Origin of the sequence: Leifsonia sp. NPDC058248, assembly GCF_042881905.1 — a bacterium.
GTDB lineage: Bacteria > Actinomycetota > Actinomycetes > Actinomycetales > Microbacteriaceae > Leifsonia.
Map to the genome: position 1 here is coordinate 354,914 of NZ_JBHVXB010000003.1, position 21,798 is coordinate 376,711.

Sequence of the window (21,798 nt, forward strand, 5' to 3'; positions counted from 1 at the left end):
TGGCCTGCGACCCGCTCAGAAGTGGCGGAAGCGCTCCGGGGCCAGATCCCACGGGTCCTTGCCGAGCAGTTCGGCGACGGCGCGGAAGACGCAGCCCTCCACGTACATCCGGCGGTGCAGATCGTCGTTGCGGTGCAGCTTCGCCAGGCGCTGGATGGGCACGCGGTACAGCACGACGCGGCGGTGAGCGTGATCGACCTGCCAGCGATCGACCCCGTCGGCGCCGGAGATGCCGATGGGCGTCGCCGCGACCTCGAAGTGGACATCGGACAGCTCGTTCGGCCAGATCCCCTTGAGGTAGTCGGCGGTGGACGCGACGGTCATATCGAAGGCGTCGATGCGGTTGTTGAGCATCGGGAGGTGCGGGCCGGTGACCGGGCCGCGCGCACCGCGCCCATGCCTGCTGCGCCAGCGGGAGGTTGCTGGCGGCTCACTGCTGGTGCGGCGGTTGCGGGGCATGTCGTCATCCTACGTCGCCGGTGCTCCGGTAGTCTGAGGCCGATGTTGAGCCGCCCCTGTTCCCGCGTGGCGTGCCCGCGCGACGCCGTGGCCACGCTCACGTACGTCTATGCGGACTCGATGGTCGTCCTCGGCCCGCTGAGCCTCAGTCACGAGCCGCACACCTACGATCTGTGCGCGATCCATGCGGAGCGGATGTCCGCCCCGCAAGGCTGGCAGGTCGTGCGCCACGAGGTGTTCGGTGAAGTAGGTTATGGGGCGTGAGCACCTCTGACAACACCGACCAGTTCCGCGCCGCCCTCGACCGGGTCGTCAAGACCTACGACGTCCGCGGGCTCGTGGGGAGCGACCTCACCGAGGAGGTCGTCACGGCCATCGGCGCGGCGTTCGTTGACGAGGTCGGCGCTGCGGGGCACGAGGTCGTCGTCGGTCACGACATGCGCGACTCGTCTCCTGCCTTCGCCGCGGCGTTCGCCCTCGGCGCCCAGGCCCGGGGTGGCGACGTCGTCTCCATCGGGCTGTGCTCCACCGACGAGTCGTACTACGCCTCGGGCGCGCTGAGCGCCGCGGCGGCCATGTTCACCGCCAGCCACAACCCCGCCACCTACAACGGCATCAAGCTCTCCCGCCCGGGTGCGCAGGGCCTCAGCCGCGACACCGGTCTCGCGGCGGTGCGCGACCGCGCGGCCGTGTATCTGCGCGACGGCATCGACGAGGTCGCCGTGCCGGGCTCGTTCCGCAGGCAGGACGTGCTGGCCGACTACGCCGCCTACCTCCGGTCGCTGGTCGACCTGAGCTCGATCCGCCCGATCACGATCGTCGTCGACGCCGGAAACGGGATGGGCGGTCTCACGGTGCCCGCGGTGCTCGGCGAAGCGGCCGGCCTTCCCCCGCTGCCGATCACGGTCATCCCGATGTACTTCGAGCTCGACGGCTCGTTCCCCAACCACGAGGCCAACCCGCTGGAGCCGAAGAACCTGGTCGATCTGCAGCGCGCGGTCGTCGAGCGCGGCGCCGATCTCGGTCTCGCCTTCGACGGCGACGCCGACCGGTGCTTCGTGATCGACGAGAACGGCGGCGCGGTGACTCCCTCTGCCGTCGCTGCGATCGTCGCACTCCGTGAGATCGCGCGGGCCCGCGCCGAAGACCCGGATGCGGAGATCACGGTCATCCACAACCTGATCACCTCCTGGATCGTGCCGGAGACGATCGAGGCCGCGGGAGCGATTCCGCTGCGCACACGGGTCGGGCACTCGCTGATCAAGGACGCCATGCGCGAGTCGGGCGCGGTGTTCGGAGGTGAGCACTCCGCGCACTACTACTTCCGCGACTTCTGGAGCGCCGACAACGGGATGCTCGCAGCGATGCACCTGCTCGCCGAGTTCGGTGCCCAGGATCGCCCGCTGTCCGAGCTGTCCGCGCAGTTCACCCCCTACGCGATGTCCGGAGAGATCAACTCCACGATCGACGACGTGCCCGCCGCGTTCACGCGCATCGTCGAGGCGTTCACCGGCCGTGCCGACTTCGACGAGCTCGACGGCCTGACGGTGACCGGCTCCGTGGCCGGAGACGAGCCGTTCTGGTGGTTCTCCGTGCGATCGTCGAACACCGAGCCGCTTCTGCGGCTCAACGTCGAGGCCGGCGACCGGGCGACGATGGAGCGCATCCGCGACGAAGCGCTCGCGCTCATCCGCGGCTGAACAGCCCACAGCCCGGCCGGGGCGTAACGCGGGCCCGGCGGATGCGAGAATGGGGCAATGGCCATCTCCACCGTCGCTGACTCGACCACCGAGCTCCCGTACAAAGTCGCCGACCTCTCGCTCGCCGAGGCAGGTCGGCACCAGATCCGCCTCGCCGAGAACGAGATGCCGGGCCTGATGTCGCTCCGCGAGGAGTTCGGCGCGAGCCGGCCGCTCGCCGGCGCGCGCATCGCCGGCTCGCTGCACATGACCGTTCAGACGGCGGTGCTCATCGAGACGCTCGTGGCTCTCGGCGCGCAGGTGCGCTGGGCCAGCTGCAACATCTTCTCCACGCAGGACGAAGCCGCCGCCGCCATCGCCGTCGGCCCGAACGGCACGGTCGAGCATCCTACCGGCGTGCCGGTCTTCGCGTGGAAGGGCGAGACCCTCGAGGACTACTGGTGGTGCACCCAGCGCATCTTCGACTGGTCGGCCGAAGCCACCGCATCCGGAGCCGAGTGGACCGGGCCCAACCTCATCCTCGACGACGGCGGCGACGCCACCCTGCTCGTGCACAAGGGCCGCGAGTTCGAGCTCGCCGGATCCGTGCCCGACGAGGCCGTCGGCGACAGCCACGAGTACCGCGTGATCCTCTCCGCGCTACGCGCCTCGCTCGGCGAATCGGCCGACCGCTGGACCCGCGTCGCCGCCGACCTCATCGGTGTCACCGAGGAGACCACCACCGGCGTCCACCGCCTGTACGAGCTCTTCCGCGACGGGCAGCTGCTCTTCCCGGCCATCAATGTCAACGACTCGGTGACCAAGAGCAAGTTCGACAACAAGTACGGCATCCGGCACTCGCTGCCCGACGGCCTGAACCGCGCGACGGATGTGCTCATCGGTGGCAAGGTGGCGTTCGTCGCCGGCTACGGCGACGTCGGAAAGGGAGCCGCGGAGGCGCTGCGCGGCCAGGGAGCCCGCGTGATCGTGAGCGAGGTCGACCCGATCAACGCGCTGCAGGCGGCCATGGACGGCTATCAGGTGGCTCGCCTCGAGTCGGTCGTCGACCAGGTGGACATCTTCATCAGCGGCACCGGCAACCTCAACGTGATCACCGTCGACCACATCCTCGCGATGAAGCACCTGGCCATCGTCGCCAACGTCGGCCACTTCGACAACGAGATCGACATGGCCGGTCTCGAATCGCTCGAGGGCGCCGTCAAGGTCGAGATCAAGCCGCAGGTGCACGAGTGGCGTCTTCCCACCGGCCGCAGCGTCCTGGTGCTGTCCGAGGGGCGGCTCATGAACCTCGGCAACGCCACCGGCCACCCGAGCTTCGTGATGAGCAACTCGTTCACCAACCAGGTGCTCGCGCAGCTCGAGCTGTACGTCTCGCCGGAGAAGTACCCCATCGGCGTCTACGTGCTTCCGAAGCACCTCGACGAGAAGGTCGCCCGTCTCCACCTCGACGCGCTGGGCGTCGAGCTCACGACCCTCACCGACGAGCAGGCGGCGTACATCGGAGTACCGGTGGACGGCCCCTACAAAGTCGACCACTACCGCTACTGATGGCGACGACATTCGCCGACCGGGGGCTTCCCGGAGGAATCATTTTGCGCGTCCTCTCCGAAGACGACGCCGGCGCGCTGGCCGACGCCTACGTGCGCAACCGGGGCCACCTCGCTCCGTGGGATCCCACGCGAACCGAGGCGTTCTTCACGCCGGCGGGCCAGCTCGAGCAGATCCGCGAGAAGCTCAGCATGCGCGACCTCGGCCTGGGACTCCCCCTCGTGCTCGCCGAGGGCGTGACGATCGCGGGCATCATCAACCTGAGCGGCATCGTGCGCGGGGCGTTCCAGAGCGCTTCGATCGGCTACTGGCTCGACCGCGACCACACGGGCCGCGGGCTCGCCTCGGCCGCCCTGACCGCCGTGATCGAGACGGCCCGCGACGACCTCGGGCTGCACCGCATCCAGGCCGCGACGCTGACGGCGAACCACGCCTCCCAGTCGGTGCTCGTGCGGTCCGGCTTCGAGCGCATCGGAGTCGCGCCGGCCTACCTGCAGATCGCGGGACGCTGGCAGGATCACGTGCTGTTCCAGCGCATCCTGCACGACTGACGCGCCTGCGCGGCCCTGGCCGCACGGCCTCAGATCACGGCGTAGGCGCGCACCGGGAAGGTGCCGAAGCCTTCGACAGCCGGCGGTGCGGCCGTAAAGCGCGCGCCGCGGGCGGGCACGGCGCCGAGCCCGGTGAGGTGCTCGACGACGTGGATCCCGGCCTCGAGCAGCAGCGTGTGCGCGGGCCGTTCGCCGCCCGACTCCGTGTCGTCGATGTTGAGGGCGTCGATGCCGACGAGCTGCACCCCGGCGGCGACGAGGTGCCGTGCGCCCTCCTCGGTGAGGTAGGGCGAGCCCGTCACGTACCCGGGCGTGCCGAAGTGGGCGTCCCAGCCGGTGTGCAGCAGCACGGCCGTGCCGGCGAGCTCGCGGTCGTAGAAGACCTCGGCCGGGATGCCGCGGGAACCGGCATCGCTGACATGGAAGACCTCGGCGGGCAGGTCGACGAGGGTGGCGAGGTCGAGCGAGGCGAGGTCGCCGCCGTCGGCGAAACGATGGAAGGGGCTGTCGAGGTAGGTGCCCGTGTTGCCGATCATCGTGATGATGTCCATCGCGAACTCGGTGCCCGGAGCGTATCTCGCTCGCGAGTCCTCGCGCGTCAGGTGCGGCGTGATGGTCGGTGCGGGCAGCCCGGGGTACGTCACCAGACCGGCCCGGATGCGGTGGCTCAGGTCGACGACGCGACGCACGCGGTCCTCGCCGCCGGCAGTCTCGACGCCCCGGCTGCCGCGGTGCTGCTCCTCGACGATCGAGAGGTTGGCCAGGGTCACGTCCCCGACGAGGGCCAGGCCGAGGTGGCGCACGAAGAGGCGGGCGATGTCGGACGCGTCCAGAGCATCCGTCGGCAGGTCGAGCCGGAAGCCGGTGGCCTCCAGGCCTCCGCCGTTGACGAAGCTGACGGTCGCGTCGAAGTGTGCGCGGTACTCGGGCATGGCGGTGCCTCCTGGCGGGTCGGCGGGCGGAGCGTTCCGCACGCGGCGGTCAGCGGTCGGGGAACGCGTGGGGCAGCCCGGCCAGCACCGGGTCGAGTCGCTGCAACCGGTCGTGCTCGAGGCCGAGGGCCACGGTTTCGCGGTCCCGGCGGAGGACGGAGACGGCGACCAGGAAGGTCTCGGCGTCGACCGGGGGCATCGGGGAGACGTACGCGGCGGCCTCGTTCGCCAGCTCGCCGCTGAGCCCGATGCGCGCCGCCGGGGTGAGGTGCGGCGCCTGCCGCACGAACTGGGCGATCCGGCGCGCCAGCCGGTCCGGAAGCTTTCCGACGTCGGCTGTCGCCGCCCAGACGGCGAGCTGCGGGGGGAGGGCGACGGCCAGCGGAGTCACCTTCGGGACCCGTTCCAGCTGGCTGTACGTTCCGGCGAGCAGGTCGCCGAGGCGCTTGGAGCGCGCGTTGAGCAGTCCGGCCAACGCGGCGACACCGCCGAAGGTCAGGAAGATCTCGAGCACACCGACGAGGGCCCGAATGAACGCGTGACGGAACCCGATCGCCCCGCCGTCGTCGCGCACGATGCGGGCGCCCACCGCGAGCTTGCCGAGCGAGCGGCCCCGGGAGGAGAGTTCGACGGTCATCGGCAGCACGACCATCCCGAACACGAGGATCAGGACGACCAGCACGCGGCCGAGCGCGTCGTCGAGACCGCCACCGGTCCAGACCAGCAGCAGGATCGCGCCCAGCATCACGAGCATGGAGAGCAGCCAGTCGATCGCGGTTCCGGCGGCCCGCAGGATGTAACTGGCCGGCTTGACGTCGAGGGCGACGGCCTCCCCGGTGACGAGCTCGCGCTCGCCGGGCGTCTGAAAAGACTCGACCATGGTCTGCATGACACTAGCCTAAGCATGTGGATCTCGACGCATACACGGCGGCGCACAGCGCCGACTGGGACCGGCTCGCGGAGCTGTCGAAGCGCCGGCGCATCGACGGGCGCGAAGCGGACGAGCTGATCGAGCTGTACCAGTCGGGGGCGACCGACCTGTCGGCGATCAAGACCCTCGCCGGGTCCACTGCGACGGGCGACCGCCTGTCCGTCGCACTGGCGTCGGCGCGGCTCCGGTTCACCGGGGCCGGGTCCAACCTCTTCTCGCAGCTCCCGCGGTTCTTCGTGTACCAGCTGCCGGCGGCGCTGTACCGCATCCGCTGGATCGTGCTCGCTGTCGCCGTCGCGACGATCGTCGTGTCGACGCTGTATGCGGTGTGGATTGCGGGCAATCCGGATGTCCTCGCGAACTTCGGTCAGGATGCCCAGCTGCGCCACTACGTCGAGCACGACTTCATCGACTACTACTCCAACAATCCGGCCGCATCGTTCTCGGGGCAGGTCTGGACGAACAACGCCTGGATCGCCGCGCAGTGCATCGCGTTCGGCATCACGGGGATCTTCGTGCCGTACGTGATCATCCAGAACGCCGTCGGGATCGGCACGGCGGCCGGCGTGATGTTCGCCTATGGCCGCGGCGACGTGCTGTTCGCGTACATCCTGCCGCACGGGCTCCTGGAGCTGACCAGCGTGTTCGTCGCTGCGGCGGCCGGCCTCCGCATCTTCTGGGCCTGGATCGCGCCCGGTGCGCGCACGCGGGCCCAGGCGCTCGCCGAGGACGGCCGTGCTCTGTTCACGGTGGCGATCGGGTGCGCCATCAGCCTCTTCGTCTCCGGCATCATCGAGGGCTTCGTCACGCCGTCATCTCTGCCGGTGTGGGCGAAGATCGCGATCGGCGCCCTCGCGCTCGCCGCCTTCCTGGCGTACATGCTCGTGCTGGGCCGGCGGGCGGTGCGCGCCGGCGAGACCGGCGACCTGACCGAGTTCGAGGCCGGCTCGCGCCGCGTGGTGGCCGGCTGACCGACGGCGCTGCCGAACCGGTGGGCGTGCGCTAGAGCCTGCCGGCCGCCTTGAGCGCGAGGTAGCGGTCGCTGAGCGCCGGCGGGAGGTCGGCGGGCGATCCGGTGACGACGTCCCCTCCCGACCGCTCGATGGCGGCCGTGACGCGTGCGACGTCGAGCAGGGCGCGTTCGGCCGCCGCCGCCCGGTACACCTGGTCGCGGTTCCCGCGCTCGGTGGTGGCGCGCAGGGTCTCGGGATCGGTGACGGACGCCACCAGCACGACGTGCTTCTTCGCCAGCTGGGGCAGAACGGCGAGCAGGCCGCGTGACGCCCCGGGCGCCTCGATGGAGGTGAGGAGGACGACGAGCGACCGCTGACTGGTTATGGCGGCGACCTGCGACGGCACGGCGCTCCAGTCCATCTCGATCAGCGCCGGCTCGATCCCGGCCATCACGTCGACCATGCGGGAGAGGAGCTCCGGACCGCTGGCGCCCTGCACCCGGCCGCGGACCGTCCGGTCGTAGGCGAGCACGTCCACCCGGTCGCCGGCGCGGCCGGCGAGGGCCGCCAGCAGCAGGGCCGACTCGAACGCGGTGTCGATGCGCGGCTCGTCGCCGATGCGCGCGGCCGAGGTGCGGGCGGTGTCGAGCACGATGACGACGTGCCGGTCGCGCTCCGGGCGCCAGGTGCGCACCATGACTTTCGCGCCCCGCCCGGCCGACGGATCGTGTCGCCGGGCGGTGGCCCGCCAGTCGATCGAGCGCACGTCGTCGCCGCGCACGTACTCGCGCAGCGAGTCGAACTCCGTTCCCTGCCCGCGCAACATCACGCTGGTCATCCCGTCGAGCTCGCGCAGGCGCGCCAGCCTCGACGGCAGGTGCTTGCGCGACGCGAACGGCGGCAGCACCCGGATGCGGCCCGGCGCGCTCAGCGTCGCCTGCCGGGCCCCGAGGTGCAGCGGCCCCCACGCCCGCACGGTGATCTCGGACACTCGGCGTTCGCCGCGGCGCCACGGAGTCAGGGTCGTCACGATGCGGCGGCGTTCGTGCGGCGGGATGGAGACCGCCGTCCGCGACCGGGCGATCCCGGCCGACGGCTCCCACGCATCCCGGAGCTCGCCACGGATCGTGCGGGTGCCGGTGTTCGTCACGAGCAGTTCGGTCTCCGCCTCGGCGCCGAGACGCACACGCGCCGGCACGTGACGCTCGACCGCTACCCGCCGGGGTGAGGCGGCGAGGACGAGGTCGATCGCGCCGAGCAGAACGCAGAGCAGAACCCATCCGCCCAGCACGAGATACGCGGTGCTCTCCCGCGCGCCGAAGACCACCAGGGGGATCACCCCCAGCGCGAGCAGTGCGACGAAACGTCCGGAAACGGTCACGGCGGCGTCCTAGATCGGAACCTGGACCTGCTGCACGATGGAGCGCAGGATCGCATCGACGCCGACGCCCTCCAGCTCCGCCTCCGGGCGCAGCTGGACGCGGTGCCGCCAGACGGGCAGCAGCATGGCCTGCACGTGGTCGGGGGTGATCGAGTCGTAACCGGAGAGCCACGCCCAGGCCTTCGCCGCGGCGAGCAGCGCGGTCGTGCCGCGCGGGCTCACACCGAGTTTCACCGACGGGCTCGACCGGGTCGCCCTGGCCAGGTCGACGATGTACGCGAGCACGTCGGGGGTGGCGCCGACCGAGGCGGTGGCCGTCCGGGCGGCGGCGAGCTCGGAGGCGCTGAGCACCGGCGTGACACCGGCCGCCACGAGGTCGCGCGGGTTGAAGCCGGCGGCGTGACGTCGGAGCACCTCGACCTCGGTCTCGCGCTCCGGCACGTCGAGGGTCAGTTTGAGAAGGAAGCGGTCGAGCTGCGCCTCGGGGAGGGCGTAGGTCCCTTCGTACTCGATCGGGTTCTGGGTGGCGGCGACGATGAACGGGTCGGGCAGCGGCCGGCTCACACCGTCGACGCTCACCTGACGCTCCTCCATCGCCTCCAAGAGAGCCGACTGGGTCTTCGGCGGTGTGCGGTTGATCTCGTCGGCCAGCAGGATGTTCGTGAAGACCGGCCCCTCGCGGAATTCGAACCCGCCCGTCCGCCCGTCGTAGACGAGGGAGCCCGTGACGTCGCCCGGCATCAGGTCGGGGGTGAACTGGATGCGCTTGGTGTCGAGACTCAGCGCCTGACTGAGCGAGCGCACGAGCAGCGTCTTCGCGACCCCGGGAACCCCCTCGAGCAGCACGTGGCCGCGGGTGAGAAGAGCGATGATCAGCCCGGTGACGGCGCCGTCCTGCCCGACGACCGCCTTGCCGACCTCGGTTCGCACCCGGCTGAGGGCGTGGCGGAGCGCGGTCTGGTCGACCGTGCCCAGGGGAGTGCTGGCGGAGCCCGTGGGGTGTCCGGTGGTGACGTCGGTCATGCATCCATTCTTCCGGTCGGCCCCGGATGCCCGGGGGTGACGGCTGCGGCGGTGGCCCGTTCGAGCTCCGCGAGGTGGTCGGACTGGGCGATCAGGTCGGCATCCGTCCGCGGGACGCCGTCGATGAGGAGGGTGCGCACGTCGTGGCGGTCGCGGCGCGTGACCGCTGCCACCGCATCCGAGATCTCTCCGGCGGTGGCCGCCTGCGGGAGCCCGGTCAGGCCGGCGAGCCGGCCGAGGGACCCGATGCGCAGCGAGTCGAGGGCGCGCAGCCTGGCCGACGAGCGCTGGTACAGGCGCGCCCGGCCCTCGCGCGTCTCGCCGGCCCGGACGACCACCGGCAGGTTCTCGATCACCAGGGGGCCGAAACGGCGGCCGCGCCAGAAGGCGGCGGCGATGAACACGAACACGAGCAGCAGCACGACCGGGGTGACCCAGCCCGGCGTCAGGGCGGCCAGGTCGGGCGGTCCGGTTACGGCCCGGTCGGCCAGGCCGGGCAGGTACCAGACGAGCGTGCGGTGGCCGCCGAGCAGGTTGAGAGCCAGGGCGGCGTTGCCGGCGCGATCGACGCCGTCGTTCATCAGCACGGCCGCCGAACCCAGCAGAGCTACCTCGCGGCCGTCGGTTTTGGTCGTCACCAGGGAGTACCGGTCGCCGGCGGCGAAGCATCCGGTCGCGTCTCCGGAGGCCGCCGAGCCGATGCGGAAGGTTCCGGCGACGGTCACGTCTCTCAGGTTGGGGGTCGGGCGCGGGTCGATGCGCTCGGCTCTCACCGCGGGCGGCACGTCGCACGCCGCGGAGACAGTGCCCGCTCCGGAGAGGCCGCCCGCCGCGCGCACACCGGGTGCGAGCCGCTGCAGTGCCCGGTAGCCGGGCTCGACGACGACGATGGTCGACGCGATGGAGGTGAGCCGGTCGAAGCCGGCATCGTCGAGGTTGCCTTCGGGGTCGTAGACGAGGACAGTCGTGTCGTCGGTGGCGTGGTCCTGCACCTCACCGAGGCCGGTCGCGCTCCGCACGTCCACGCCCTGCTGTCGCAGGACCTCGGCGACGGCCTTGCCGCCCGCCAGCCCGGCGTTGGCCGGATCGAGCGGCACTCCGGCGGACTTGCCTCCGGAGAGAAGGATGCCGAGCAGGGCGACCAGCACGGCGATGACGCCGAGGACGATCCACGGGATGCTCCGCCGGCCCACCTGGCGCGCAGACGGCGACACGGCCTGGGCGTCGGCGGGTGCGTGGGCGTCCGGAGGCGCCGTCGGCTCTGTGCGGGCCTCGGAACGGTCCAGGACGCCGGTCATCGCGCGGCCTCCGCGGCCGGCACGAGCGACGGCCGGAACTGCTGCAGGCTCTGGTCGAGGGCGACGAGCTGCTGGTAGTGGGCTTCGGTGCCCGCCCTGCCCAGGTACCGCACGTCGTCGAAGGCGCGCGCGGCGGCGGCGAGGCGTTCGCGCTCGGCGGGAGCGACGACGGCCGCCCGGGCGGCGAACTCGGTGGCGGTGGTGCCGGGGGAGACGGTGACGATGGTGCGCTCGTCGAGGCTCTGGGCGATCGCGCGGAACAGCTCCTCGGTCGCGACGATCCAGTCGCCGCCATGGGCAGCCGCAGCGGCGGATGCCCGGAGCTCGGCAGCCGAACGGGTGTCGTCCGCCCCGAACACGGAACGCCTGCCCTCGGCGCCGCGCCGGTTCAGCCGGGGAAGCCCGAAGATCAGGAAGGCGGCGACGATCAGGCCGGCGACGAGAAGCAGCACGACCGTGAGGAGGACCGGGCCGGCATCGCCGCCGGGGCCCTGGAACAGCGAGGCGAGCCAGTCCTGAACCGCCTTGGACGCGATGTCGAACCACGTCGGTTTTGCGGCCTGGTATTCGGCCTTGGCGAGCTCGCCCTCGATCCAGTTCTTCGCGTCGGGCGAGCTCGGGTCGACGGGCACGTCGCCGGCGAGCAGCCTGAGGACGGACAGGCTCATGCGGCGGGCGGCGGCGGGGGATAGGAGCCGGGCGGCGGGTAGGAGCCGGGTGCGGCCGGGGGCTGCTGGTGGTACGCGTTCTGCGGCCGCGCCGGCGTGAGGTACGGGTCGGGCACGTCGGTGCGGCCCGCCTGGCGTGCCTCGACGAACCGCACCAGCTCGAGGTCGAGTCCCTCTTTGCGCATCCGGAGGTCGATGTAGAGGAGCGCGACGGCCGACGTCTGCACCACGGCGAGGATCGCGCCGACGATCGAGGAGACGATGCTGGCCAGGATGTTGATGCTGAACTGGCTCACCAGGACCTGGGTGACGGCCGAGGTGTCGCCCTCACTCATCGAGGTGGGCGCGAAGATGCCGCCGACGATCCCGCCGATCACTCCGAACGGGAACGAGATGATCTGGGCGACCATGTACACGATCAGGCCGATCAAGGCGATCACGCCGAATGTCTTCCAGAAGTAGCCGCGGGTGAGGTTCCACGAGCGCGCGACGGCGCTGCGCAGCGGCAGCCGCTCCAGCACGATCGCGCTCGGGACCATCACGAGCTTCGTGTTCAGCCAGATGGCGAGGGCCAGCAAGCCGGCGCCACCGAACAGCACGACGGCGATCCCGCCGACGACACCCGCGGAGCCGCCGAGGGCGAACAGTGCGAACGCGACGAGGGCGACCAGGGCGACCACGACGATCCAGCCGATGGAGAGCAGGAAGGTCCAGCCGATCAGAGCGCCGATGCGCCCCTTGACGAGCTGCCACAGCGCCCTCAGCGTGAGCTTCTCGCCCACGGTGCCGCGGGCGACCTCGCCCACCACCACGCCTTGCAGGAGAGCGCCCGAGATCGCGGTGACGACGAGCGACAGGAGTCCGAGCACGATCGAGCCGCCGATCGCACCTGCGGTGATGGTGCTCTGGTCGGCCTGGTCCGCGTTCGCGAGCCGGCCGAGCAGGAGGGCCGCGCCGCCGAAGATGAGGAGGCTGGCCACGATCGACGGGATGCCCTGGATCAGCAGCGCCGCGCCCACCGTGATCTTGGGGTTACGACGCAGGGTCTGGAACGGGGCGCCGATGAGTGTGCCGAAGCTGAGCGGGCGGAGGGGGATGAGGCCCGGCTTGGGAGGCGGTGTCCAGCCGGGCTGCTGCGCGTACGGGTAGGGCTGCTGGCCGTACGGCTGCTGGCCGTACGGGTATTGCGGCTGTCCGAACTGGGGCTGGCCGAACCGGGGCTGTCCGTGGGGCGGCGGCGGCGCGCTCGGCGGCTGATCGCCCTGCGGCGCGGCCGTTCCGGAGGCGGGCGGTTGTGCGCCGGGCGCCTGCCAGTTCTGCTCGTCGGTCACGCCGTGCTCCTCACTCCCCGCGCGCGGTGCGTAGTCCTCCCCATGCTGGCACATCCGCGGCTCCAGCACTGTCCCACCCACAGGGCACGCAATGCTTGTATTCACGGGGTCTGCAGCTGTCTCGACTACTCTTGTGCCGAGACTTATGCGGTGTGCGCCGCGAGACGAACGTAGTGGAAACGGGGAAATGAACAGTCGCATCCTGGTGGTCGACGATGACACCGCCCTGGCCGAGATGATCGGCATCGTTCTTCGCACCGAGGGTTTCGACCCGGTGTTCTGCGAAGACGGGGCATTGGCCGTCGACACGTTCCGCTCGTCGAAGCCCGATCTGGTGCTCCTCGACCTGATGCTTCCGGGCCTCGACGGGATCGAGGTGTGTGCGCGCATCCGGGCCGAGTCCGGGACGCCCGTGATCATGCTCACGGCCAAGTCCGACACGGCCGACGTGGTGAAGGGGCTCGAGTCCGGCGCCGACGACTACATGGTCAAACCGTTCAATCCCAAGGAGCTCGTCGCGCGCATCCGGACCCGCCTCCGCCCCGCCAGCGCCTCACCGGCAGCGGAACAGCTGCGCGTCGGCGACCTCGCCGTCGACGTCGCCGGGCACGAGGTCAAGCGCGGAGACAGCCGCATCAACCTCACGCCGCTGGAGTTCGACCTGCTGCTGGCGCTCGCGTCCAAGCCGCAGCAGGTGTTCACGCGCGAGATGCTGCTCGAGCAGGTCTGGGGCTACCACTACAAAGCCGACACCCGCCTGGTGAACGTGCACGTGCAGCGCCTGCGGGCGAAGGTCGAGCAAGACCCCGACAACCCCAAGATCGTCATGACCGTGCGCGGAGTGGGCTACCGCGCCGGCGCCGCCGGTTAGCGACGGAGCCTCGAAGCGATGCGGTACCGGTGGCTGGACGGACGGTGGTGGCGGCAGGTGCCGTCGCAGCTGGCGCGTGTCTGGCGCACCTCCCTGCAGGTGCGCACCGTCGCCATCACTCTTCTCCTCACCGGCGCGGCCATCCTCGTCACCGGCATCTACATGTCGCTCAGCATCAGCAACGACCTCTACCAGTCGCGCCTCGACCAGGCGTTGCGCGACTCGAGCCGGGCGACCACCGCGGCGCAGTCGGCGCTCAACGCCTCCGACGTCTCGTCGGTCGACTCCGGCAAGAACCTGCTGAGCAGCGCCCTCACCACGGTTCAGGCCTCCACGTCGAGCCGCCTCGTCGCCGCCTACCGGGTGCCTGGCCAGGAGACGACGACCCCGGTCCCTCCCGACCGGGGGAGCCCCGGGCTCAATCTCGTCATCACCGACGCGCTGCGTAATCAGGTGCAGAAGGGCGGCACGAAGCAGTACTACCAGTCGGTCGCGCTCGCGGGACTGAACGGAACGACCGACCCGGGACTCGTCGTCGGCACGCAGCTCACGCTTCCGAGCTACGGCCACTACGAGCTGTACATCGGCTACAACCTGCGCGACGCCGAGAACACCCTGCTCTTCGTGCAGGGCACCCTGCTGCTCGCGGGCCTCGCGCTCATCCTGCTGATCGGCGCGATCACCTGGGTGATCGTCCGGTTCGTGGTGCAACCGATCCGCGTCGCCGCCGAGACGAGCGAGCGGCTGGCATCCGGAGACCTCGCGGTGCGCATCCCGGAGCGCGGCGAAGACGTGTTCGCCTCGCTCGCCCGCTCCTTCAACGGGATGGCCGACAGTCTGCAGAGCCAGATCAACCAGCTCGCCGCCCTCTCGCAGCTGCAGCAGCGGTTCGTGTCCGACGTCTCGCACGAGTTGCGCACCCCGCTCACGACGATCCGGCTCGCAGGCGACGTGATCTACGACCAGCGCGAGAACTTCCCTCCGGCCACCGAGCGCACGGCCGAGCTGCTGCACACCCAGATCGAGCGCTTCGACCGGCTGCTGTCCGACCTCCTCGAGATCAGCCGGTACGACGCCGGATCGGTGGCACTCGAGCCCGAGCCGACCAACCTGGTGCGGCTCGCCGACGACGCCGTCGACGAGATGCGCACGCTCGCCGAGCAGAACGGCTCCGAGCTGCGGCTGGAAGCCCCCGGCGGGTATTTCGACGTCGGCATGGACCCCCGGCGCATCCGCCGGATCGTGCGCAACCTGCTCGGCAACGCCATCGAGCACGGTGAGGGGAGGCCGGTGATCGTGACGGTCGACAGCAACGAGAGCGCGGTGGCCCTGTGCGTGCGCGACTACGGTCTCGGGATGAGCCAGGCCGAGGTGAACCACGTGTTCGACCGCTTCTGGCGTGCCGACCCATCGCGCAAGCGCACCATCGGAGGCACCGGGCTCGGCCTGGCGATCTCGCTCGAAGACGCGACGCTGCACTCCGGCTGGCTGCAGGTGTGGTCGGCCCCGGGCGCCGGCTCGTGCTTCCGACTCACGCTTCCGCGCGTGCCAGGGCGGGAGATCGCCTCGTCGCCGTTGACCCTGCCTCCGCTCGACGCCGGAGCGACGGACGCGGTCGCGAGCGTTCGGGGCGCGGATGCTCGGAGCACCGATGCGCTGCACCCCGGTGCTTCGGGCAGCCGCGCTTCCGGCACCGACGCCCCGAATGCCGGGGCCGGTGTCGATGTACCCGGTCGCACCCCCCACGGCGCGGAGTCGGAGGCCCACGCATGAGCCGTCCCGCCCGCATCCGTCGCGCCCGCCTCGGCCGCGTCCTCGCCGCTGCCGTCGCTGCCGTGCTGCTGGGAGCGCTCGCCGCGTGCGCGAGCATCCCGGACTCCGGCGCGGTGCGCCAGGGAGGCCCGATCGCGCAGGTGAACGATCCGCTGTCGCTGGACTTCAACCCCTCCCCGCCGGAGCCCGGCGCCACCCCAGAACGCATCGTGCAGGGGTTCATCGACGCCGCCTCGAGCCCCAAGAACGGGTTCCAGATCGCTCGGGAGTACCTCACGAAGCCGATGTCCGCGAAGTGGAACCCCGACGAGTCCGTCACGGTCGACGACGGCCGCAATCGCTCGTTCGACCACGACGGCAATCAGTGGACGGTCGACGTGAACCCGGTCGCCAACGTCGACAGCGGCGGCGCCTACCATCCGGTCGGCAGCACGGCGCCCGTGAGCCTGCGCTACGAGCTGCGCCGAGAGGACAACGAGTGGCGCATCGACGTCGCTCCGAACGGCGTCGTCATCGACGACCCGACCTTCCACGCGGTGTACGCGCAGCAGACGCTCTACTTCTACAACCCCGATTTCACGTTCCTGGTCCCGGATGCCCGCTGGTTCCCCGCCCGCGTCGCCAGCGCAGCGACCCGGGTGACCACCGCCGTGCTCAACGGGCCGTCGAAATGGCTCTCGTCGGCCGTCGGATCGGCGTTCCCGAACGGGACGAAGCTCGCGTTCCCGTCCGTGACCACCGACGGCGGGGTCGCCAAAGTCGACCTGAGTTCCGAGGCCGGCCAGGCGGACACGCTGGGACTGCAGCGGATGCAGGTGGAGCTCGAGTCGAGCCTCGGCACTCTCGCGCAGACCGTGCAGCTCTCCATCGAAGGCAACGCCCAGCAGATCCCGCCGATCAGCGACGCCGACCGGCCGATGCAGGACCCGCCGGTGGACTCGCACCCGATCGTCTACCGCGCGGGCACGTTCGGCCTCCTCAGCGGGTCGACCGTCACCCAGCTGAGCGGGCTGAGCGACAAGATCGTGGCATTGCAGCCGTCGGCCGTCGCGCTCACGGCGGCGCGCGACGAGGCCGCGGTCCTCTCGCACGGCGCCGCCTACCTCGTGCGCAAGCCGGCAGCACCGCTGCGGGTCGACGCACGCCCCGGACTGATCGCGCCCGCAATCGACAACAACGGCTGGGTGTGGTCGGTGCCCGGCAACGCACCGGCCGCGCTGGAGGTGTTCGGTCAGGACGGCGTGCGTCATGTCGTGAAGACCGCCTGGCCGAGCGCCACGCAGATCGTCTCGCTGGCCGTTTCCCGCGATGCGACCCGCCTGATGGCCCTGTTGAAGTCGGGGTCGGCATACTCGCTGGTCGCGGTGGGCATCACCCGGGGCGCGAACGGCGTTCCGACGGCCCTGAGCGAACCGCTCGAACTCGCGCTCGGAACAGGGGCGCCGCGCTCGGTGGCGTGGATCGGCGAACTGGATGTCGTGGTACTGAGCACGACGAGCGGCAACGGGTCGTCGATCGCCGCGCAGACCATCGGCGGGCAGCAGACCATCACCGCCGGTCCGGCCGGGGGCGTGACGATCGTCGGCGCCGGCGGCCTGACCCGCTACCTGGTCCTGACCTCCGACCAGTCACTGCAGGCTCCGACGGGAACCGGCTGGCAGGCGCAGACCGACAAGGTGAGCGCGGTGGCCGTTCAGCTCGGCCAACCGTAGCGGGGCGTTCCTCCACAGAGGCGCCGCGCAGCGCGTTCTCCACCGACCACGAGATCTGCTGCCGCACGCGGCTCCGTGACGGGGATGCTCGGAGCATGACAACCGCCGACACGCTCCGTCCTCTGCTCATCCCGTTGCGCGAAGCCGTCCTCGACGCGCTCTCCGTCGTCTCGCCCATCAGCTGCAGCGGGTGCGGCGCCGATGACCGCTCACTGTGCGCAGACTGCCGCCGGGCTCTCGCTCCGGCACCGGCCCGTCTCGACGACGGAGTCGAGAGCCCGCCGGTCTGGGCGTCCCTCGCGTACGCCGGCTCGGTGCGGGCAGTGCTCCTCGCGTTCAAAGACCACGGCAGAACGGATGCGGGACCAGCGCTCGCCCGCGCGCTCCGGGCATCCGTCGTCGCCGCGATCGCCGGTGCGCGGCCTGTGGAGCGGGCCGGAGGAGTGACCCTCGTCACCGTTCCCTCCACCCGCGCGGCCTTCCGCTCCCGCGGCTACCACCCCACCGAGTTGATGCTGCGGAGGGCGGGCCTCTCCATCGGATCCCGGTCGCTGAGACTCTCCCGGCAGGTGGCCGACCAGGCCGGACTCAGCGCGGCAGGGCGCGCGCAGAACCGGTCAGGGTCGTTCGCCGCGTCGCAGAGGCTGGCGGGCCGGGCGTGCCTGATCGTCGACGATATCGTGACGTCGGGTGCCACGATTCGCGAAGCGAACAGGGCGATCGAGGCAGCCGGAGGGCGTGTGATCGGCGCTGCGGCACTCGCGCACACGGAACTCCGCGGCAGTCCCGGCCGGTGAGGGGGAAGCCACAGCGAGTGCTCGGCGAATCCGGTGCCGTTGCCTGTTCACATTCGGGCAGGACGGCACTACGGTGGTCCAAAAGGCGTGGATGACCCGCCCTTCGTGACCGGGCGAGAGACACGTCAGATCAGGGAGGCCGTAATGGACATCAACATCATCGGATTAAACCTGGACATCACTGATCGCTTCCGTGAATACGCCACCGAGAAGGCCGCAAAGGTCTCGCATCTCGCTGAACGGGCTATCGCGTTCGAGGTGAAGGTGAGCCGCCACAACGAGAAATCGGGAAACCAGAACGGCGACGACCGAGTCGAGCTCACGCTCCTCGGACCCAAGGTCGTGGTGCGATCCGAGGCGACCGGCACCGACAAATACGGGGCGTTCGACATCGCACTGGGAAAACTTCTCGAGAGAGTCCGGCGAGCGAAGGATCGTCGAAAGGTGCATCGCGGGCAACACCGCCCGACCTCGCTCCGTGAGGCGAGCACCGACGGATTCAGTGGTGTCGGAATCGCGGCGGCTCCCGTCGCGGTCCTCGACCAGGTTCGAACGGGGAGCATCCCCGTGGTGTCCGTTGAGACTGATGCGGCGGTCGAGGCCGAAGACGAGTACTGCCCCGTCGTGATCAGGCAGAAGGTGTTCGCCTCGGTGCCGATGACCGTCGACGACGCCCTTTACTACATGGAGCTCGTCGGACACGATTTCTACCTGTTCATCGACCAGCACACCGAGCGCCCGAGCGTCGTGTACCGCCGCAAGGGCTGGGACTACGGCGTCATCGCGCTCGACGAGGAGGCCGAGGAACTGCAGGAGGTGGCGACCGCCAGCCGCAAACTCAGCAGCTGACCGCGCGCCTGGCCGACGCGCCGATGGAAGCCGCCCAGGCGGCGGCCTCCATCGGCGTCCGTTCTCAGGAAAGCACCTGTTCAACCCACTAGCATTGTGAGAGTTTCGTTCCCGGGCGATCAGCGCCTGGACGACAAGACAGACAAGTGGAGTGCATAGGTGGCCTCAGTACTGGAAAAGGTCCTCCGAGTCGGCGAGGGTCGTACCCTCCGTCGTCTGGAGGCGTATGCCAAAGCGGTGAGCGCGCTCGAAGACGACTTCAGCGAGCTGACCGACGAAGAGCTGATGCACGAGACCGTTGAGTTGCGCGAGCGCTACAGCAACGGCGAGTCCCTCGACGATCTCCTGCCGGAAGCGTTCGCGGCTGTCCGCGAGGCGGCCAAGCGCACCCTCGGCATGCGGCACTTCGACGTGCAGATCATGGGTGGCGCCGCCCTGCACCTCGGCAACATCGCCGAGATGAAGACCGGTGAGGGCAAGACCCTGGTCGCGACCACCGCTGCCTACCTCAACGCCATCTCCAGCCGTGGTGTGCACGTCATCACGGTCAACGACTACCTCGCGAGCTACCAGTCCGAACTGATGGGGCGCGTCTTCCGCGCCCTCGGCATGACCACGGGCGTCATCCTGTCGGGCCAGACGCCCGAGGAGCGCCGCGAGCAGTACGCGGCCGACATCACCTACGGCACGAACAACGAGTTCGGGTTCGACTACCTGCGCGACAACATGGCGTGGCAGGCGAGCGACATGGTCCAGCGCGGGCACTTCTTCGCCATCGTCGACGAGGTCGACTCGATCCTCATCGACGAGGCGCGCACGCCGCTGATCATCTCCGGACCGTCGTCCGGTGAGGCGAACCGCTGGTTCAACGAGTTCGCGAGCCTGGCCAAGCGTCTCGAGCCCGACGTCGACTTCGAGGTCGACGAGAAGAAGCGCACTGTCGGCGTGCTCGAGCCCGGTATCGAGAAGGTCGAGGACTACCTCGGCATCGACAACCTCTACGAGTCGGCCAACACCCCGCTGATCTCCTTCCTCAACAACGCCATCAAGGCGAACGCCCTGTTCAAGCGCGACAAGGACTACGTCGTGATGAACGGCGAGGTGCTCATCGTCGACGAGCACACCGGCCGCATCCTGATGGGCCGACGGTACAACGAGGGCATCCACCAGGCCATCGAGGCCAAGGAGGGCGTGGAGGTCAAGGCCGAGAACCAGACCCTCGCCACGGTCACCCTGCAGAACTACTTCCGCCTCTACAAGAAGCTGTCCGGCATGACCGGTACGGCCGAGACCGAGGCCGCGGAGTTCATGAGCACCTACAAGCTCGGTGTCGTGCCCATCCCGACCAACAAGCCGATGCGGCGTCTCGACCAGTCCGACCTCGTCTACAAGAACGAGCAGGCCAAGTTCGCGCAGGTCGTCGAAGACATCGCCGAGCGTCACGAGAAGGGCCAGCCCGTCCTCGTCGGCACGACGAGTGTCGAGAAGAGCGAATACCTCTCGCGGCTGCTCGCCAAGAAGGGCGTGCGCCACGAGGTGCTGAACGCCAAGAACCACGCTCGCGAAGCTGCGATCGTCGCGCAGGCCGGCCAGCTCGGCTCGGTGACGGTCGCCACGAACATGGCCGGTCGTGGAACGGACATCATGCTCGGCGGCAACGCCGAGTTCCTCGCGGTAGCCGAGATGAACGCCCGCGGACTCTCGCCTGTCGACACCCCCGACGAGTACGAGGCCGCCTGGGACGAGGTCTTCACCAACGTCAAGGCCAAGGTCGCCGAAGAGGCTGAGAAGGTCATCGACGCCGGCGGCCTCTACGTGCTCGGCACCGAGCGCCACGAATCGCGCCGCATCGACAACCAGCTGCGCGGCCGTTCCGGCCGTCAGGGAGACCCCGGCGAGAGCCGCTTCTACCTGTCGCTCACCGACGACCTGATGCGCCTGTTCAACGCCGGCGCCGCTGAGAGCCTCATGGGCCGCGGAAACGTGCCCGACGACCTGGCGATCGAGTCCAAGGTCGTGAGCCGCGCCATCCGGAGCGCCCAGTCGCAGGTCGAGGCGCGCAACGCCGAGATCCGCAAGAACGTGCTCAAGTACGACGATGTCCTCAACCGTCAGCGCGAGGCCATCTACAGCGACCGCCGCCACATCCTCGAGGGCGACGACCTCCACGAGCGCACCCAGCAGTTCCTCACCGACGTGATCGACGACATCCTCGACTCGCACACCGGCGAGGGCAACGGAGACGACTGGGACTTCGACGCCCTGTGGAGCGAGCTCAAGACCCTGTACCCGGTGGGTGTGACGATCGACGAGGTCATCACCGAGGCCGGTAACAAGGGCAAGATCAACCGCGAGTTCATGCGCCGCGAGATCCTGTCGGATGCCCGCATCGCCTACCAGAAGCGCGAGGAGTCCCTCGGGTCGCCCGCCATGCGCGAGCTGGAGCGTCGCGTCGTGCTCTCGGTGATCGACCGCCGCTGGCGGGACCACCTCTACGAGATGGACTATCTGAAAGACGGCATTGGCTTGCGGGCCATGGCTCAGCGCGACCCGCTGGTCGAGTACCAGCGCGAGGGCTACGCCATGTTCCAGCAGATGATGGGCTCGATCCGCGAAGAGACGGTCGGCTTCCTGTTCAATCTCGAGGTCGAGGTCAACCAGGCTCCGGGCGAGGTCGAGTCGCCGAGTGTCGCCGCCAAGGGCCTCGGCCGTGGCGAGGCCGACGCTGCTCTCAGCTACTCGGCTCCCAGCGACGCCGGCGGTGTCGAGGTCCGCAACCAGCGCGGTCAGATCGAGCAGGGCGCCACTGCTCGCGCTCAGCGCGCGGCGCAGCAGCAGAACGCGCCCGCCGCCCCACCCGCCCAGGCGGCGACCCAGCGCGGCGCCTTCGGCCAGAAGATCGCCGACGGCGACGCTCCTGCGCCCACCAACCGTGCCGAGCGGCGCGCGCAAGACCGCAAGCGCTGATCCACTCAGACCAGCCGACACGACGGGGCCGCCTCACTGCGAGGCGGCCCCGTC

At 70.0% G+C, this 21,798-nt stretch carries 18 protein-coding genes and 1 pseudogene; 11 read left to right on the top strand and 8 right to left on the bottom strand.

All coding sequences use genetic code 11. The features are described 5' to 3' along the window. Positions 1 to 15: 15 nt before the first annotated feature. Positions 16 to 459 (bottom strand): metallopeptidase family protein, encoded by a 444-nt coding sequence (locus ACFVV5_RS07035; RefSeq protein WP_387241006.1) that lies wholly within the window; start codon positions 457 to 459, stop codon positions 16 to 18. Between the two features lie 42 nt (positions 460 to 501). On the opposite strand from ACFVV5_RS07035, the pseudogene ACFVV5_RS07040 reads away from it, so the two are divergent. From ACFVV5_RS07040 to ACFVV5_RS07055, 4 genes and pseudogenes are all read left to right on the top strand, one after another. Beyond that, positions 502 to 687 (top strand): annotated as a pseudogene (locus ACFVV5_RS07040) (DUF3499 family protein); the annotation flags it as partial. Positions 688 to 719: 32 nt separating this feature from the next. Beyond that, positions 720 to 2,159, top strand: a complete 1,440-nt coding sequence (locus tag ACFVV5_RS07045; RefSeq protein ID WP_387241009.1) for a phosphomannomutase/phosphoglucomutase — start codon at positions 720 to 722, stop codon at positions 2,157 to 2,159. A gap of 57 nt (positions 2,160 to 2,216) precedes the next feature. Next, a complete protein-coding gene (ahcY, locus tag ACFVV5_RS07050) occupies positions 2,217 to 3,707 on the top strand; it encodes an adenosylhomocysteinase (protein ID WP_387241012.1) in 1,491 nt (496 codons plus the stop codon). Continuing rightward, complete coding sequence (locus tag ACFVV5_RS07055) at positions 3,707 to 4,258, top strand: GNAT family N-acetyltransferase (protein ID WP_387241015.1); 552 nt, start codon at positions 3,707 to 3,709, stop codon at positions 4,256 to 4,258. Before ahcY ends, ACFVV5_RS07055 begins: the two co-directional genes overlap by 1 nt. Before the next feature lie 29 nt (positions 4,259 to 4,287). Here ACFVV5_RS07055 and ACFVV5_RS07060 read toward each other — a convergent pair whose 3' ends face one another. Then, complete coding sequence (locus tag ACFVV5_RS07060; RefSeq protein WP_387241018.1) at positions 4,288 to 5,190, bottom strand: cyclase family protein; 903 nt, start codon at positions 5,188 to 5,190, stop codon at positions 4,288 to 4,290. Positions 5,191 to 5,239: 49 nt separating this feature from the next. Beyond that, positions 5,240 to 6,079: an RDD family protein gene (locus ACFVV5_RS07065; RefSeq protein ID WP_387241022.1), complete on the bottom strand. Its 840-nt coding sequence runs from the start codon at positions 6,077 to 6,079 to the stop codon at positions 5,240 to 5,242. 17 nt (positions 6,080 to 6,096) lie between these two features. Between ACFVV5_RS07065 and ACFVV5_RS07070 the strand changes: the two genes are divergently transcribed. Next, entirely contained in the window at positions 6,097 to 7,092 is a 996-nt protein-coding gene (locus ACFVV5_RS07070; RefSeq protein WP_387241024.1) for a stage II sporulation protein M, read from the top strand. Positions 7,093 to 7,123: 31 nt separating this feature from the next. On the opposite strand, the gene ACFVV5_RS07075 is transcribed toward ACFVV5_RS07070, so the two are convergent. From ACFVV5_RS07075 to ACFVV5_RS07095, 5 genes are read right to left on the bottom strand one after another with little or no spacing between them, the layout of a single operon-like run. Further along, positions 7,124 to 8,455 carry a DUF58 domain-containing protein gene (locus ACFVV5_RS07075; RefSeq protein WP_387241027.1) on the bottom strand — a complete coding sequence of 444 codons (1,332 nt, stop codon included), beginning with the start codon at positions 8,453 to 8,455 and terminating at the stop codon, positions 7,124 to 7,126. Positions 8,456 to 8,464: 9 nt separating this feature from the next. After that, positions 8,465 to 9,478, bottom strand: coding sequence for an AAA family ATPase (locus tag ACFVV5_RS07080; protein WP_387241030.1), 1,014 nt, complete (start codon positions 9,476 to 9,478; stop codon positions 8,465 to 8,467). Beyond that, the gene (locus ACFVV5_RS07085; RefSeq protein ID WP_387241033.1) at positions 9,475 to 10,776 is read right to left on the bottom strand and encodes a DUF4350 domain-containing protein; all 1,302 of its coding nucleotides are present in this window, start codon (positions 10,774 to 10,776) and stop codon (positions 9,475 to 9,477) included. Before ACFVV5_RS07085 ends, ACFVV5_RS07080 begins: the two co-directional genes overlap by 4 nt. After that, the gene (locus tag ACFVV5_RS07090; RefSeq protein WP_387241036.1) at positions 10,773 to 11,444 is read right to left on the bottom strand and encodes a DUF4129 domain-containing protein; all 672 of its coding nucleotides are present in this window, start codon (positions 11,442 to 11,444) and stop codon (positions 10,773 to 10,775) included. The genes ACFVV5_RS07085 and ACFVV5_RS07090 overlap by 4 nt, the downstream gene beginning before the upstream one ends. Beyond that, positions 11,441 to 12,775 (bottom strand): glycerophosphoryl diester phosphodiesterase membrane domain-containing protein, encoded by a 1,335-nt coding sequence (locus ACFVV5_RS07095; RefSeq protein ID WP_387241039.1) that lies wholly within the window; start codon positions 12,773 to 12,775, stop codon positions 11,441 to 11,443. Before ACFVV5_RS07095 ends, ACFVV5_RS07090 begins: the two co-directional genes overlap by 4 nt. A gap of 187 nt (positions 12,776 to 12,962) precedes the next feature. Between ACFVV5_RS07095 and mtrA the strand changes: the two genes are divergently transcribed. From mtrA to secA, 6 genes are all read left to right on the top strand, one after another. After that, on the top strand, positions 12,963 to 13,646 hold the full coding sequence (gene mtrA / locus ACFVV5_RS07100; RefSeq protein ID WP_387241042.1) for an MtrAB system response regulator MtrA: 684 nt from the start codon (positions 12,963 to 12,965) through the stop codon (positions 13,644 to 13,646). A gap of 18 nt (positions 13,647 to 13,664) precedes the next feature. Further along, the gene (gene mtrB / locus ACFVV5_RS07105) at positions 13,665 to 15,419 is read left to right on the top strand and encodes an MtrAB system histidine kinase MtrB (protein WP_387241045.1); all 1,755 of its coding nucleotides are present in this window, start codon (positions 13,665 to 13,667) and stop codon (positions 15,417 to 15,419) included. Then, positions 15,416 to 17,131 (top strand): GerMN domain-containing protein, encoded by a 1,716-nt coding sequence (locus ACFVV5_RS07110; protein ID WP_387241048.1) that lies wholly within the window; start codon positions 15,416 to 15,418, stop codon positions 17,129 to 17,131. Before mtrB ends, ACFVV5_RS07110 begins: the two co-directional genes overlap by 4 nt. Before the next feature lie 95 nt (positions 17,132 to 17,226). Next, positions 17,227 to 17,928, top strand: coding sequence for a ComF family protein (locus ACFVV5_RS07115; protein WP_387241051.1), 702 nt, complete (start codon positions 17,227 to 17,229; stop codon positions 17,926 to 17,928). Positions 17,929 to 18,072: 144 nt separating this feature from the next. Continuing rightward, positions 18,073 to 18,777: a ribosome hibernation-promoting factor, HPF/YfiA family gene (hpf, locus tag ACFVV5_RS07120; RefSeq protein ID WP_387241054.1), complete on the top strand. Its 705-nt coding sequence runs from the start codon at positions 18,073 to 18,075 to the stop codon at positions 18,775 to 18,777. 159 nt (positions 18,778 to 18,936) lie between these two features. Continuing rightward, complete coding sequence (secA, locus tag ACFVV5_RS07125) at positions 18,937 to 21,744, top strand: preprotein translocase subunit SecA (protein ID WP_387241057.1); 2,808 nt, start codon at positions 18,937 to 18,939, stop codon at positions 21,742 to 21,744. Positions 21,745 to 21,798: the final 54 nt, after the last annotated feature.